14 protein-coding genes are annotated in these 13,508 nt (G+C 60.0%); 7 read left to right on the top strand and 7 right to left on the bottom strand.

Features of this window, described 5'->3' with window-relative positions; translation table 11 throughout:
• Positions 1–352: 352 nt before the first annotated feature.
• Positions 353–1,339, bottom strand: coding sequence for a phosphate ABC transporter substrate-binding protein PstS (locus DYL59_RS11340; protein ID WP_135289268.1), 987 nt, complete (start codon positions 1,337–1,339; stop codon positions 353–355).
• Positions 1,340–1,628: 289 nt separating this feature from the next.
• On the opposite strand from DYL59_RS11340, the gene DYL59_RS11335 reads away from it, so the two are divergent.
• Genes DYL59_RS11335 through DYL59_RS32230 form a run of 3 tightly spaced genes read left to right on the top strand, consistent with a single transcriptional unit; the run spans position 1,629 to position 3,154 of the window.
• Entirely contained in the window at positions 1,629–2,663 is a 1,035-nt protein-coding gene (locus DYL59_RS11335) for a helix-turn-helix domain-containing protein (RefSeq protein ID WP_135289267.1), read from the top strand.
• On the top strand, positions 2,660–2,929 hold the full coding sequence (locus DYL59_RS31620) for a PIN domain-containing protein (RefSeq protein ID WP_238340669.1): 270 nt from the start codon (positions 2,660–2,662) through the stop codon (positions 2,927–2,929). The genes DYL59_RS11335 and DYL59_RS31620 overlap by 4 nt, the downstream gene beginning before the upstream one ends.
• A 12-nt stretch (positions 2,930–2,941) precedes the next feature.
• Positions 2,942–3,154: a hypothetical protein gene (locus tag DYL59_RS32230; RefSeq protein ID WP_475513843.1), complete on the top strand. Its 213-nt coding sequence runs from the start codon at positions 2,942–2,944 to the stop codon at positions 3,152–3,154.
• A 3-nt stretch (positions 3,155–3,157) separates the two neighbouring features.
• Here DYL59_RS32230 and DYL59_RS11325 read toward each other — a convergent pair whose 3' ends face one another.
• Positions 3,158–4,447, bottom strand: a complete 1,290-nt coding sequence (locus DYL59_RS11325) for an MFS transporter (protein WP_135289266.1) — start codon at positions 4,445–4,447, stop codon at positions 3,158–3,160.
• A 240-nt stretch (positions 4,448–4,687) separates the two neighbouring features.
• On the opposite strand from DYL59_RS11325, the gene DYL59_RS11320 reads away from it, so the two are divergent.
• Together DYL59_RS11320 and DYL59_RS11315 are read left to right on the top strand one after the other, a co-directional pair.
• Entirely contained in the window at positions 4,688–5,092 is a 405-nt protein-coding gene (locus DYL59_RS11320) for an acyl-CoA thioesterase (RefSeq protein WP_003176975.1), read from the top strand.
• 58 nt (positions 5,093–5,150) lie between these two features.
• Positions 5,151–6,050 (top strand): D-hexose-6-phosphate mutarotase, encoded by a 900-nt coding sequence (locus DYL59_RS11315; RefSeq protein WP_135289265.1) that lies wholly within the window; start codon positions 5,151–5,153, stop codon positions 6,048–6,050.
• A 120-nt stretch (positions 6,051–6,170) separates the two neighbouring features.
• On the opposite strand, the gene DYL59_RS11310 is transcribed toward DYL59_RS11315, so the two are convergent.
• The 5 genes from DYL59_RS11310 to DYL59_RS11290 form a co-directional block, all read right to left on the bottom strand.
• The gene (locus DYL59_RS11310; RefSeq protein ID WP_135289264.1) at positions 6,171–6,707 is read right to left on the bottom strand and encodes a DUF3299 domain-containing protein; all 537 of its coding nucleotides are present in this window, start codon (positions 6,705–6,707) and stop codon (positions 6,171–6,173) included.
• A gap of 81 nt (positions 6,708–6,788) precedes the next feature.
• Positions 6,789–7,034 (bottom strand): GlsB/YeaQ/YmgE family stress response membrane protein, encoded by a 246-nt coding sequence (locus DYL59_RS11305; RefSeq protein ID WP_135289263.1) that lies wholly within the window; start codon positions 7,032–7,034, stop codon positions 6,789–6,791.
• Between the two features lie 104 nt (positions 7,035–7,138).
• Complete coding sequence (locus DYL59_RS11300; RefSeq protein ID WP_135289262.1) at positions 7,139–8,224, bottom strand: 5-(carboxyamino)imidazole ribonucleotide synthase; 1,086 nt, start codon at positions 8,222–8,224, stop codon at positions 7,139–7,141.
• Between the two features lie 11 nt (positions 8,225–8,235).
• A complete protein-coding gene (purE, locus tag DYL59_RS11295) occupies positions 8,236–8,727 on the bottom strand; it encodes a 5-(carboxyamino)imidazole ribonucleotide mutase (RefSeq protein WP_003176980.1) in 492 nt (163 codons plus the stop codon).
• A gap of 332 nt (positions 8,728–9,059) precedes the next feature.
• Complete coding sequence (locus DYL59_RS11290) at positions 9,060–9,968, bottom strand: LysR substrate-binding domain-containing protein (RefSeq protein WP_053127569.1); 909 nt, start codon at positions 9,966–9,968, stop codon at positions 9,060–9,062.
• A 182-nt stretch (positions 9,969–10,150) separates the two neighbouring features.
• On the opposite strand from DYL59_RS11290, the gene aspA reads away from it, so the two are divergent.
• Together aspA and DYL59_RS11280 are read left to right on the top strand one after the other, a co-directional pair.
• A complete protein-coding gene (gene aspA, locus DYL59_RS11285) occupies positions 10,151–11,575 on the top strand; it encodes an aspartate ammonia-lyase (RefSeq protein WP_135289261.1) in 1,425 nt (474 codons plus the stop codon).
• A 414-nt stretch (positions 11,576–11,989) separates the two neighbouring features.
• Positions 11,990–13,435, top strand: coding sequence for an alanine/glycine:cation symporter family protein (locus tag DYL59_RS11280; RefSeq protein WP_135289260.1), 1,446 nt, complete (start codon positions 11,990–11,992; stop codon positions 13,433–13,435).
• Positions 13,436–13,508 lie beyond the last annotated feature (73 nt).

Genomic DNA, 13,508 nt, shown 5'->3' with positions numbered 1-13,508 from the left:
CAACGGGTCAGGCGGTCCTTGAGCGCGCGAATGCGGCGCTTGCGTTGCAACTCAGGCGTATTGAAGTCAATGCGCTTGGGGGGAGAAGTCGTCGTCATGGTGGAATTGGCCAGATCATTCATGCGCACACCCTAGCGGTCCTGTATGACAGAAAGATGACAATGCGGTGACGCAAAAAAGCCGCCGCTCAGCAACCTGGCAGCGGATGGAAAACGGGAAGCCCTGTAGGAGCGAGCTTGCTCGCGAAAAACCCCAAGACACCACGGGTATTCAGACAGCCCGCGTTATCGTTGACGCCCTTCGCGGGCAAGCCCGCCCCTACAGAAAGGCCGGTTTTACCCGGCCTTGTTGCTTAGTTACCTTCTTTCAGACCCAGGTCAGCCAGGGCCTTGGCGGCAACTTTGGCTGGCAGTGGGATGTAGCCGTCTTTGACTACAACTTCCTGGCCCTGTTTGGACAGGACCAGCTTCACGAACTCGGCTTCCAGCGGGGCCAGAGGCTTGTTCGGAGCTTTGTTGACGTAAACGTAGAGGAAACGCGACAGCGGGTATTTGCCGTTCAGGGCGTTTTCTTCGCTGTCTTCGATGAAGTCAGTGCTGCCTTTCTTGGCCAGGGCCACGGTCTTCACACTGGCGGTCTTGTAACCGATGCCCGAGTAACCGATGCCGTTCAACGAGGAGCTGATCGACTGCACGACCGAAGCCGAGCCAGGTTGTTCGTTCACGTTAGCCTTGTAGTCGCCTTTGCACAGGGCTTCTTCCTTGAAGTAGCCGTAGGTGCCGGATACCGAGTTTCGACCGAACAGTTGCACTGGCTTGTTGGCCAGGTCGCCGGTCACACCCAGGTCGCCCCAGGTTTTCACGTCGGCTTTGCCACCGCACAGGCGAGTCGAGGAGAAGATTGCGTCAACTTGTTCGATGGTCAGGTGCTGGATCGGGTTGTCCTTGTGCACGAACACCGCCAGGGCATCCACGGCAACCGGGATGGCGGTTGGCTTGTAGCCGTACTTTTGCTCGAAGGCAGCCAGTTCGGTGTCCTTCATCTTGCGGCTCATCGGGCCCAGGTTGGAGGTACCTTCAGTCAGCGCAGGTGGCGCAGTGGCAGAGCCGGCAGCTTGAATCTGGATGTTGACGTTCGGGTATTCCTTTTTGTAACCCTCGGCCCACAGGGTCATCAGGTTAGCCAGGGTATCGGAACCGACGCTGGACAGGTTGCCCGACACACCAGTGGTCTTAACGTAAGCCGGGATTGCCGGATCAACACCAGCGGCCACCGCGTTGGCGGTCGCAACGCCAGCAGCGACAAACGTCATTGCCGCCATCAAACGTTTCAGTTTCATGCCTTGCTCCTAGCAGATAGGGATAGTTGGATCGGGGCCAAGTATCGGGAGGCCGTGTGAACACTCTATGTCTGGAATGTGACAGTTAGATGAAAGGCCACTATACGAAGTAGTCCGGCCCACCTATGGCGAACCTACCGTCGAAGACTAGAAATTTCCCACAGATATTTAGGGTTGTCGCTCGGACGACGGGGTCCTAATTTGCACGTCCCGTTTGCCAATAAGCCTTTCACCTAAGGTTGACAAAAAGTGGTTTCAGAATAGCCTTGTCAACCTAAGGAGACCTCCCATGATCAACGATCGAATTCGTCGCGCAAGGCTATTGCAAGGCATGTCGCTTGAAGCGCTGGCACTTAGGCTGGGCGACATCACCAAGCAGGGATTGAGCAAGTATGAAAAAGGCTTAAGTACCCCGAACTCTCAGCGTCTTCTGCAATTGGCCAAGGCATTGGAGGTGAGCCCGGAATATTTCTTCCGCCCGCAAGCCCTGCCGCTCGCGCCATTGGAGTTTCGTAAACTTGCCAAGATGCCTCAATACCGCCAAGTCCAGGTTGAGGAACAAGTTCGCGAGCATTTGGAGCGTTATATCGCCCTTGAAGAGTGCTTTGATCCTCTAGACATCCAGACGGCCAAAACCCAGGCGCGCTGGTTGCCAGTTTCTTCGATTGAAGAAGCCGAATTCGCTGCGGATGAGCTGCGCAGACACTGGGGCATTGGCGGCGATCCGATTGCCCACCTGACTGAGCAGTTGGAAGAACATGGTATCAAGGTGGTCATGCTGGACGGGACCGACGACTTTGATGGCGCCTGCGTAGCCACCCGCGACGGTGAGCATGTGCTGATCGCCTTGAACGCCAAACGCCCGGGTGAACGGATTCGCTTCACTGCCGCTCACGAATTGGGCCATTGGGTGATGCAACTGCCCGAAGACATGCCAGAACGCGAAAAGGAACATTGCTGCCACCGTTTCGCTGGTGCTTTTCTCTATCCAGCCAGCGCAGTAATCCGTGACTTTGGCAGCCGTCCGCGCTCCAGAATTCATCCCCAGGAGTTGTTGATCGCCAAACGCCAGTACGGGTTATCAATGCACGCTGCGCTTAGGCGCCTAAAAGATCTCCATCTGCTGGGGGATGCAGGCTACAAGCTACTCACCATCCAATTCAGCACCAATGGCTGGCGCAAAGCCGAACCCGAGCCCCTGCCCTGCAAGCCGCCGCAACGTTTCGAGTCGCTAGTATTCTGGGCTCTGGCCGAGGAGCTTATTACTAGGTCACGGGCTGCGGAATTACTGCGTAGGCCCTTGAAGGCACTGGAAAGTGCATGAATCTGATCTATATCAGCGACACGAATATCTGGATCGACTTCAGAAATGCCGGACTGCTGGATCAGATGTTCAAGCTGCCTTTTGCACTCTGCTGTACCGACTTTGTGCTCTATGAACTGGAAGACTTCCCTCAGGATGAACTACTTGCTCAAGGGTTGGTGGTGGAATCATTTGATGAAACCGGGGTACAGAAGTTACTCAAACTTAAATCCGAGCATGGCAACAGCTCAATGGCCGACGTCTCCTGCTATTTACTGGCTCATTAAACAGGGCGGCCATTGCTGACAGGCGATGGAAAGCTGCGTCGTCAGGCGAAGAAAGATGGTCTCCAGGTGCGCGGCGCACTTTGGTTGCTGGACCTTATGGTGGAACACCATGCGATTACACCATCAGTAGCCGCCCTGGCCCTGGAAAACATGCTGTGGCATGGCGCCAGATTGCCTGGCGCCGAATGCGAAATCAGGTTCTCGCGATGGCGAGAGCCAGATTGAAACTCAGCGCGAACGCTTCCACAGATACCCACCCACCAACATCCCCATCACGCACAGGGCGGCAACATAGTAGGACGGGCCCATCGGGCTTTCCTTCATCAGCAGCGACACCGCCAGCGGCGTCAGGCCGCCGAAGATGGCGTAGGCGACGTTGTAGGAGAACGACAACCCACTGAAGCGCACCACCGGCGGGAAAGCCTTGACCATGACGTAAGGCACGACACCGATGGTGCCTACAAACAAACCGGTCAGGGCATACAGCGGGAACAGCCAGTCCGGGTGGTCGATGAGGCTGTGGTACAGCGTCCAGGACGTCGCCAGCAACAGCGCGCAACCGGCCACCAGCACGCGGCCAGCGCCGAAGCGGTCGGCCAATGCGCCGGAGGCGATGCAGCCCAGGCTCAGGGTGACGATGGCCAGGCTGTTGGCTTGCAGGGCAACAGTCGCACTGAAGTGGTAGACGGTCTGCAGCACAGTCGGGGTCATCAGGATGACAACCACGATCCCGGCCGACAGCAACCAGGTCAGCAGCATCGACAGCACGATGGCGCCACGGTGGTCACGCAGTACGGCACGCAATGGCAGCTCGGCAGCCAGGGTCTTGCGTTGCTGCATCTCGGCGAAGATCGGCGTTTCATGCAACCAACGGCGCAGGTACACCGACAACAGGCCGAACACGCCGCCCAGCAGGAACGGGATGCGCCAGGCGTAGTCCGACACTTCTACCGGGGTGTACAGGGTGTTGATGGCGGTCGCCACCAGCGAGCCCAGCAGAATGCCGGCGGTAAGGCCGCTGGTGAGGGTGCCGCAGGCGTAACCGACGTGACGCGGAGGTACGTGCTCGGAGACGAATACCCACGCGCCTGGGACCTCACCGCCAATGGCGGCGCCCTGGATGACGCGCATCAGCAGCAACAGGATTGGCGCCCACAGGCCGATCTGCGCGTAGGTTGGCAGCAGGCCCATGATCAGGGTCGGCACGGCCATCATGAAGATGCTCAGGGTGAACATCTTCTTGCGCCCCAGCAGGTCGCCGAAGTGCGCCATGATGATGCCGCCCAGTGGGCGTGCCAGGTAACCGGCGGCAAAAATGCCGAAGGTCTGCATCATGCGCAGCCATTCAGGCATATCCACCGGGAAAAAGAGTTTTCCGACCACGGTGGCGAAAAACACGAAAATAATGAAATCATAAAATTCCAGCGCCCCGCCCAAGGCAGACAGCGACAGGGTTTTGTAGTCGTTGCGGGTCAGCGGGCGCGACGGTTGCGCACTGCTTGCGGGCACGGAGGACATGGCAAGGCTTCTCTTATTAGTCAAAACGGCAAATCAAGGTGCAGGCTGCGCCAGGACGGGTTGGGCAAGATAGCAAATCGCTTGCAAAAGCACATCACAAGCACAGTTGCGGCAAAAAGCCGCGATACAGCGGCTAATTGCCGACCAAATCAGCCACAGACGGTCGTCGCGGCGCGAGGGTGTCGATATACTCGGCCCACGCACGCGCCAGAACCCGCAGTCTTGAGAGGCATCCCCGGCATGATCGAACTCGAACAAGAAGACCCCATCCCGCAAGGCGACCTCGCCCTGCAAATCACCGCGCTCCCGCGTGAAACCAACGGCTTTGGCGATATCTTCGGCGGCTGGCTGGTCGCGCAGATGGACCTGGCCGGCACGGCAATGGCCAGCAAGGTCGCTGGCGGACGTGTCGCCACGGTAGCCATTGATCGCATGGCGTTCCTGGTGCCAGTGGCCGTTGGTGCGCAGCTGTCCTTTTATACCCAGGCCCTGGAAATCGGCCGCAGCTCGATCCAGATGATGGTCGAAGTGTGGAGCGACGACCCACTGTCCAGCGAATGGCGCAAGGTCACCGAGGCGGTGTTCGTGTTCGTCGCCATCGACGGCAGCGGCCGCACGCGTTCGGTTCCATCGCGCGCACGTTAAACCTCGCCGGGTTTTGACGGTCAATTGCCCCATTGCCTGCCATGAAGAGTGCTTTGTTATGCCGACGCCCCACGTTGAAACCGTGAAAATCGACGAGCTGGACTGCTGGCGCATCCGCCACAACGGCGCTGAGTTGATGGTGGCCCAACAGGGCGCGCACATCTTCAGTTACCAACGTGATGGCGAGCAGCCGCTGATCTGGCCGAACCCCGAAGCGGTGTTCAAGAAGGGCAAGGGCATTCGCACCGGCGTGCCGGTGTGCTGGCCGTGGTTTGGCGTGTTTGACCGCAACCCGCAAAGCGTCAAGGCGATGCGTCACAGCGAGCAGCCTGCAGGCGCCCATGGTTTCGCGCGTACGGCGCTATGGGAATTGGCCGGGACCGAGTTTGAAGGTGAGGCCCTGCGTATCGACCTGGTCTTGCCTGTGCCTGCGGGCGGCTTCCCCGGCTGGCCCCACCCCGTGGATCTGACCCTGAGCCTGCTGCTGGACGACCAGCTGCACATTCGCCTGACCAGCCACAACCGTGGCACCGACACCGTCACCCTCAGCCAGGCGCTGCATACGTACTTTGCCGTGAGCGATGTGCGCAACGTGCACGTCGATGGGCTGGACGGAACGGCGTATATCGATACCGCTGACGGCTGGGCCGAGAAAAACCAATCAGGTTTGCTGCACTTCACCGCCGAGACGGATCGCATCTACCTCGATACGCCGGCGCAGTTGAGCATCGTCGATCAAGACTGGCAGCGTCGCATCCAGCTCACCAGCGAAGGCTCGAAGTCCACCGTAATCTGGAACCCTTGGACCGAACGCGCCAAGGCCTTCGATGACATGGCCGATGACGGTTGGACGGGCATGCTGTGCATCGAGACGGCTAATGTGCTGGATGATGTTGTTGAGTTGGCGCCAGGCCAAAGCCACACCCTGGGTGTGAGCATCACAAGTCTCGGCCTGTAGACGCAGATCAAAATGTGGGAGCGGGCTTGCTCGCGAATGCGGTGGATCAGCCAACTCACCTGGTTCTGATACACCGCATTCGCGAGCAAGCCCGCTCCCACATTGGATCTTCGCCGGGCTTTAGAGATCCGACTCCTTCACCACCCTCACCTTCCCCGCATCCAGCGCATAAGCGGCATCCGCCAAATCGTTATTCACCGTCTCCACCTTGAGCGTGCCCGTCACCCACAACGGCGTGTAGATATCATCCAGCTTCAGCCCCTTGGGATAACGCACCAGCACCAATTGGTTGGGCGGCGGTGGCGGCACATGGATGCAGGCGCCTGGGTACGGCACCAGGAAGAACAACGTGCTGCGGCCCTTGACATCGGTTTCCAGCGGCACCGGGTAGCCGCCAATGCGGATGTTCTTGCCGTTCATGGCAGCCACGGTCTTGGTGGAGTACATCACTGCGGGCAGGCCCTTGCTCTGCTTCAAGCCACCTTTGTCGGTAAAGGTGCCCTGGGCTTCGGGCGAGTTGTGGTCGATTTCGGGCATGGCTTCGAGGGCTTTCTGGTCAGAAAGCGGCATGAGATCGAGCCAGTCGGTTTCCGGCAGTTCACCGGCGTGCGCCAGGCTTGAGCCCAGCAGAAGAACAGTCAACAGAAGACGGCGCATGAAGAGAAGCTCGGCAAGGTAAACAGTGCCGGCATTCTAGCCCTCTGCGCCTGCGCAGCGCAGAGGGCTTTGTCGCTTAGATCATTTCTTTTTGATCAGGCCGTAGATCACCAGCAGCACGATGGCGCCTACCAAGGCACCGAGGAAGCCTGCGCCTTGACCGGCTTCGTAGATACCCAGCGCCTGGCCACCGTAGGTCGCGGCCAAGGAACCGGCGATACCCAGCAGGATGGTCATGATCCAGCCCATGCTGTCGTCGCCAGGCTTGAGGAAACGCGCCAGCAGGCCGACGATCAGGCCGATAAAGATGGTTCCGATGATACCCATGGCATTTCCCTCTGAATGAAGTGAGCTATGCCAAAGCCTAGTCAGGCTTTGGCATCCTGCAATCAGAGGACGGCAGTTACCGAATGGTTCCCGCCGTGTCCGGCTTATTGCTCGGCGATCAGTGCTTCGACCTTGAGGATTTGCGCCTCAAGCGTTGCGCGATCCTTGCAACGCAGGTTGGCGTGGCCGACCTTGCGCCCGGCCTTGAAGGCCTTGCCGTAGTGATGCAGGTGGCAATCATCGATAGCGATGACTTTTTCTACCGCCGGCACCGTGCCGATGAAGTTGAGCATGGCGCTCTCGCCCACCTTGGCCGTGGAGCCCAGCGGCAAGCCCGCCACCGCCCGCAGGTGGTTTTCGAACTGGCTGCACTCGGCGCCTTCGGTGGTCCAATGCCCGGAGTTGTGCACACGCGGGGCGATTTCGTTGGCCTTGAGGCCACCGTCGACTTCAAAGAACTCGAACGCCATCACGCCGACGTAATCCAGTTGCTTGAGCACACGGCTGGAATAGTCTTCGGCCAGGGCCTGCAACGGGTGATCGGTGCTGGCCACCGACAGCTTGAGGATGCCGCTGTCGTGGGTGTTGTGCACCAACGGGTAGAAGCGGGTTTCGCCATCGCGGGCACGCACGGCGATCAACGATACTTCGCCGGTGAATGGCACGAAGCCTTCCAGCAAGCACGCCACGCTGCCCAGCTCGGCGAAGGTGCCAACCACATCGGCGGCGGTGCGCAGGACTTTCTGGCCCTTGCCGTCGTAACCCAGGGTGCGGGTTTTCAGCACAGCCGGCAGGCCGATGCTGGCGACGGCGGCGTCCAGGTCCGCCTGGGACTGGATATCGGCGAAGGCCGGGGTCGGGATACCCAGGTCCTTGAACATGCTTTTCTCGAACCAACGGTCGCGAGCGATGCGCAAGGCCTCGGCGCTCGGGTACACCGGCACGAACTGCGAGAGGAAGGCCACGGTTTCAGCCGGGACACTTTCGAACTCGAAGGTCACCAGGTCGACTTCATCGGCCAGTTGGCGCAGATGGTCCGGGTCGCTGTAGTCAGCACGCAGGTGTTCACCCAGCGCGCCCGCACAGGCGTCCGGCGCCGGGTCCAGGAAAGCGAAGTTCATCCCCAGCGGGGTTCCCGCCAGGGCCAGCATACGGCCCAGTTGGCCGCCACCGATTACACCGATTTTCATCGTCAACAACCTCAGGCGATGCGTGGGTCTGGATTGTCCAGCACGCTGTCTGTCTGCTCAGCACGGAATTTTTTCAGCACCGCATGGAACTGCGGGTGCTTGGCGCCCAGGATACTGGCGGACAGCAGGGCGGCGTTGATAGCGCCAGCCTTGCCGATTGCCAGGGTTGCCACCGGAATGCCGGCTGGCATCTGCACGATGGACAACAGCGAATCCACGCCCGAGAGCATCGCCGACTGCACCGGCACGCCGAGTACTGGCAGATGGGTCTTGGCTGCACACATGCCTGGCAAATGCGCTGCACCGCCGGCACCGGCGATGATCACCTCGATGCCACGGGATTCTGCTTCATCGGCATACTGGAACAGCAAATCCGGGGTGCGGTGGGCAGAGACCACTTTCACTTCATACGGAATGCCGAGTTTTTCCAGCATATCGGCGGTGTGGCTAAGGGTGGACCAATCGGACTTGGAGCCCATGATCACGCCAACCAATGCACTCATCGTCGTGCCTCTTCTCTCTGGGCGCCCGCAGGCGCGTCAAAAAACAACAAGCCACGCGGGAAATCCGGCGTGGCTTGTTGTACGAAATATGGCCGGTTGGACCGGCCGAAGGCCGCGCAGTATACCGTAATAATCCAGATAAACAGCCCCTTGGATGACCATCTGTCTAGCGGAGTAAAGTGGCGGTTTTATTGACTCAAGAGTCAGTCCAGGACATTGCAAAACCCTGTGGGAGCGGGCTTGCTCGCGAATGCGGTGGGTCAGTCAAAAATCTGTGTCTGATACACCGCATTCGCGAGCAAGCCCGCTCCCACATTTGATCTGCATCGCATTCAGGTGCTTTGTGCCGCCCCACCCTCCAACTTGCGCCACAACAACCGCACATTCGCCTTGCGCACCAACGCACAGCGATACAGACGAATCTCCAGCGGCACATGCCATTGGGGCCCGCCGCAGACCACCAGCTCACCGCGCGCCAGCTCGGCACGTACGCTCAACTGCGGCACCCAGGCAATGCCCAAGCCTTCCAGCGCCATGCTCTTGAGGCTGTCGGCCATGGCGGTTTCGTACACGGTGGTAAAACGCAGCGCACGCTGGCGCAGCAGCAAATGCACCGAACGCCCCAGGAACGCGCCGGCGCTGTAGGCCAGCAGCGGCACACTGCCCTCGCCTTCCAGGTCAAACAGCGGCTTGCCATCGGCATCAGCAGCACACACCGGCAGCATTTCGGTGTTACCCAGGTGCAGGGACGGGAAGATTTCCGCGTCCATCTGCATGGCCGCGTCCGGGTCGTAGAACGCCAGCATCAAATCGCAGCCGCCTTCGCGCAGGGCATGCACAGCGTCGCCGACGTTGGTGGCCACCAGCCGCGTGGCGATGTTCAGGCCTTCGTTGCGCAGTTGCGCGATCCAACGCGGGAAAAACCCCAGCGCCAGGGAGTGGGCAGCGGCCACTTGCATGACTTCGCCCTGCCCGCCTTCAAGATGGTGCAAATGGCGCAGCACTTCACCGAGCTGCTCGACAACGGTGCGCGCAGTCACTAGGAACAGTTGCCCGGCCGCTGTTAATTCCACCGGCGTACGCGAACGGTTGACCAACGTCAGCCCCAACGCAGCCTCCAGGCTACGGATGCGTCGGCTGAATGCCGGCTGGGTTACGAAGCGCCGCTCGGCTGCCTGGGAAAAGCTGCGGGTGGCCGCCAGGGCGCTGAAGTCTTCCAGCCATTTGCTCTCTAGGTTCATCACTTCCTCCCACGGGTCTGCACCATTTTGGTACACACGCCCGCCATGATAGCCGGGTCACATCCGCATTATGCCGTTTATGCATAGCCCAGTGTTTAACAGCATTGGCCCAAAAACACGCACAAGCCTAGCATTCACAGCGTTCCGGCCAGTTCCGGGTCCATATCGAGATGATTTCCGTCATGTCCTCCGCTGCATCTTTCCGTACCGAAAAAGACCTGCTTGGCGTACTCGAAGTACCGGCTCAAGCGTATTACGGCATCCAGACCCTGCGAGCGGTGAACAACTTCCGCCTCTCGGGCGTTCCGATTTCGCATTACCCGAAATTGGTGGTCGGTCTGGCAATGGTCAAGCAAGCGGCGGCCGACGCCAACCGCGAGCTGGGTCAGCTCAGTGAAGCCAAGCACGCTGCCATCAGCGAAGCCTGTGCCCGTCTGATCCGCGGCGATTTCCACGAAGAGTTCGTGGTGGACATGATTCAAGGCGGCGCTGGCACTTCAACCAACATGAATGCCAACGAAGTCATCGCCAACATCGCGCTGGAGGCCATGGGTCACCAGAAGGGCGAATACCAGTACCTGCACCCCAACAACGACGTGAACATGGCGCAGTCGACCAACGACGCCTACCCGACCGCAATCCGCCTGGGTCTGCTGCTGGGCCATGACGCGCTGCTGGCCAGCCTCGACAGCCTGATCCAAGCCTTCGCCGCCAAAGGCGTCGAGTTCAGCCATGTGCTGAAAATGGGCCGCACCCAATTGCAAGACGCCGTGCCGATGACCCTCGGCCAGGAGTTCCGCGCCTTCGCCACCACCCTCGGTGAAGACCTGGCCCGCCTGAAAACCCTGGCACCAGAGCTTCTGACCGAAGTGAACCTGGGCGGCACCGCCATCGGCACCGGCATCAACGCCGACCCGCGTTACCAAGCCCTGGCGGTACAACGCCTGGCCACCATCAGCGGCCAGCCGGTGGTGCCAGCTGCCGACTTGATCGAAGCCACCTCGGACATGGGCGCCTTCGTGCTGTTCTCCGGCATGCTCAAGCGTACCGCGGTGAAACTGTCGAAGATCTGCAACGACCTGCGCCTGCTGTCCAGCGGCCCACGTACCGGCATCAACGAAATCAACCTGCCGGCCCGCCAGCCAGGCAGCTCGATCATGCCCGGCAAGGTCAACCCGGTAATCCCGGAAGCCGTGAACCAGGTGGCGTTCCAAGTGATCGGCAACGACCTGGCGCTGACCATGGCAGCCGAAGGCGGCCAACTGCAGTTGAACGTGATGGAGCCGCTGATCGCCTTCAAGATCTTCGACTCGATCCGCCTGCTGCAACGCGCCATGGACATGCTGCGCGAACACTGCATCGTCGGCATCACCGCCAACGAAGCGCGCTGCCGTGAACTGGTGGAGCACTCCATCGGCCTGGTTACCGCACTGAACCCGTACATCGGCTATGAAAACGCCACCCGTATCGCCCGTATCGCCCTTGAAAGCGGCCGTGGCGTGCTGGAACTGGTGCGCGAAGAAGGCTTGCTCGACGACGCCATGCTCGACGACATCCTGCGCCCGGAAAACATGATCGCTCCACGCTTGGTCCCGCTGAAGGCCTAAGCGTTTGTTGCACCGCTCACCAGGTTGAGGGACTAGACACCTCTCACCTTTTGAGGGCCTGAAGGCTCGTTCTTCAGGCCCTTTTTTTTGCTTGTAGGAGCGAGCTTGCTCGCGAAAAACTGCAAGACACCACGTTTATCCTGGAGGTACGCATTATCGTTCACGACCTTCGCGAGCAAGCTCGCTCCTACAAACCTTTAATCGCCCCGGGCAGACGGATCACGTTCGCCTAGGTATAGTGCCGCCCCTCTCGCGTGCGCGGCCGTCGGTAACGAGGCCCGTAAACAGCGCGAAACCGCATGAATAACAACCCGCAAAAGGATTGGGGTCGAACGGTCGCGCACTGCCTGGTGCTTAGCGACGGCGTCGAACCGTCCTGCGTTTGCCATTAGAAAAATCAGCGAGGAACACTCCATGCTCGAAGTCATCAACGACTTCCTCTCAGGGAAAGTACTGATCGTGCTCATTGTCGGGCTCGGCGGTTATTTCACGATTCGCTCGCGTTTCGTACAACTGCGTCACTTTTTCCACATGTTCTCGGTGTTTAAAGACAGCCTTAAGAGCAGCTCCGGCCAACTCAGCTCGTTCCAGGCGCTGATGCTCAGCCTGGCTGGCCGCGTGGGTGCCGGTAACATCGCCGGTGTCGGCATTGCCGTGACCCTGGGTGGCCCGGGTGCCGTGTTCTGGATGTGGGTCACCGCGCTGGTGGGCATGTCTTCGAGCTTTATCGAGTGCTCCCTTGGCCAGTTGTACAAGCGTACCGACGCTGAAGGCACCTACCGTGGTGGCCCGGCCTACTACATCCAGCACGGTTTGCAGAAGCGCTGGCTGGGTATGGTCATGGCATTCCTGCTGCTGGTGACCTTCGGTTTTGCCTTCAACGGCCTGCAAGCCCACGCCGTGACCCACTCGCTGAACAACGCCTTTGGCCTGGACACCACCTACACCGGCCTAGCGCTGGCAGTATTGCTGGGCTTGGTGTTCATCGGCGGGATCAAGCGCATTGCCTCGATCGCCGACCTGCTGGTGCCGGTCAAGACCCTGGTCTACATCGCCGTGACCCTGTACGTGATCGTGCTGCAGTTCGACCACGTACCGGCCATGCTCGCGACCATCGTCAAGAGCGCGTTCGGCCTGGACCAAGCCTTCGGTGGCCTGGTAGGCAGCGCGATCATCATGGGCGTCAAGCGCGGCGTGTTCGCCAACGAAGCCGGTTTGGGCAGTGCGCCTAACGTGGCAGCCGTAGCCTCCGTGGAGCACCCGATTGCCCAGGGCGTGGTCCAGGCGTTCAGCGTGTTCCTCGACACCTTCGTGATCTGCACCTGCACCGCGTTGCTGATCCTGCTCTCCGGTTTCTACACCCCAGGCTTTGAAGGCGACGGCATTGCCCTGACCCAGAACTCCCTGGCCGCCGTGGTGGGCGACTGGGGCCGCATGTTCATCTCGGTAGCCCTGGCGTTGTTCGTGTTCACCTCGATCATGTACAACTACTACCTGGGCGAGAGCAACCTGCGCTTTTTGGTAGGTAACAACCGCAAGGTGTTGATGGGCTATCGCGCCCTGGTACTGGCGTTGATCTTCTGGGGCTCGATCGAGAACCTCGGCACCGTGTTCGCCTTCGCCGACATCACCATGACCCTGCTGGCCTTCGTCAACCTGTTCGCCCTGGCGTTCCTGTTCAAGATCGCCATGCGCATCCTGAACGACTACGACAACCAGCGTGCCGCAGGCATCAAGACGCCGGTGTTCGACTCCAGCCAGTTCCCTGACCTGGACCTGGACCGCCAGGCCTGGCCTGCAAATCCGGCCAAGCCGGAACAGGCCCCGTCGGCTGAACTGAGCGCTCAAACGCAGCGCTAAGCGTAGATAGATGACACGCCGCCCGGCCTTGGGCATGCTCTGGGCCCGGCGGCGTTTTTCGTTCAGGAGAATC

The sequence above is a fragment of the Pseudomonas kairouanensis genome (assembly GCF_004682055.1).
In the GTDB taxonomy this organism is placed as follows: domain Bacteria; phylum Pseudomonadota; class Gammaproteobacteria; order Pseudomonadales; family Pseudomonadaceae; genus Aquipseudomonas; species Aquipseudomonas kairouanensis.
This window is presented reverse-complemented; position numbering and strand designations above follow the sequence as displayed.

Coding starts and splice junctions, on each gene's coding strand:
- DYL59_RS11320 (WP_003176975.1), top strand. CDS start 4,688: ATGATCGAACTCGAACAAGAAGACCCCATCCCGCAAGGCGACCTCGCC.
- DYL59_RS11300 (WP_135289262.1), bottom strand. CDS start 8,224: ATGAAAATCGGTGTAATCGGTGGCGGCCAACTGGGCCGTATGCTGGCC.
- purE (WP_003176980.1), bottom strand. CDS start 8,727: ATGAGTGCATTGGTTGGCGTGATCATGGGCTCCAAGTCCGATTGGTCC.
- aspA (WP_135289261.1), top strand. CDS start 10,151: ATGTCCTCCGCTGCATCTTTCCGTACCGAAAAAGACCTGCTTGGCGTA.
- DYL59_RS31620 (WP_238340669.1), top strand. CDS start 2,660: ATGAATCTGATCTATATCAGCGACACGAATATCTGGATCGACTTCAGA.
- DYL59_RS11280 (WP_135289260.1), top strand. CDS start 11,990: ATGCTCGAAGTCATCAACGACTTCCTCTCAGGGAAAGTACTGATCGTG.
- DYL59_RS11310 (WP_135289264.1), bottom strand. CDS start 6,707: ATGCGCCGTCTTCTGTTGACTGTTCTTCTGCTGGGCTCAAGCCTGGCG.
- DYL59_RS11340 (WP_135289268.1), bottom strand. CDS start 1,339: ATGAAACTGAAACGTTTGATGGCGGCAATGACGTTTGTCGCTGCTGGC.
- DYL59_RS11325 (WP_135289266.1), bottom strand. CDS start 4,447: ATGTCCTCCGTGCCCGCAAGCAGTGCGCAACCGTCGCGCCCGCTGACC.
- DYL59_RS11335 (WP_135289267.1), top strand. CDS start 1,629: ATGATCAACGATCGAATTCGTCGCGCAAGGCTATTGCAAGGCATGTCG.
- DYL59_RS11290 (WP_053127569.1), bottom strand. CDS start 9,968: ATGAACCTAGAGAGCAAATGGCTGGAAGACTTCAGCGCCCTGGCGGCC.
- DYL59_RS11315 (WP_135289265.1), top strand. CDS start 5,151: ATGCCGACGCCCCACGTTGAAACCGTGAAAATCGACGAGCTGGACTGC.
- DYL59_RS11305 (WP_135289263.1), bottom strand. CDS start 7,034: ATGGGTATCATCGGAACCATCTTTATCGGCCTGATCGTCGGCCTGCTG.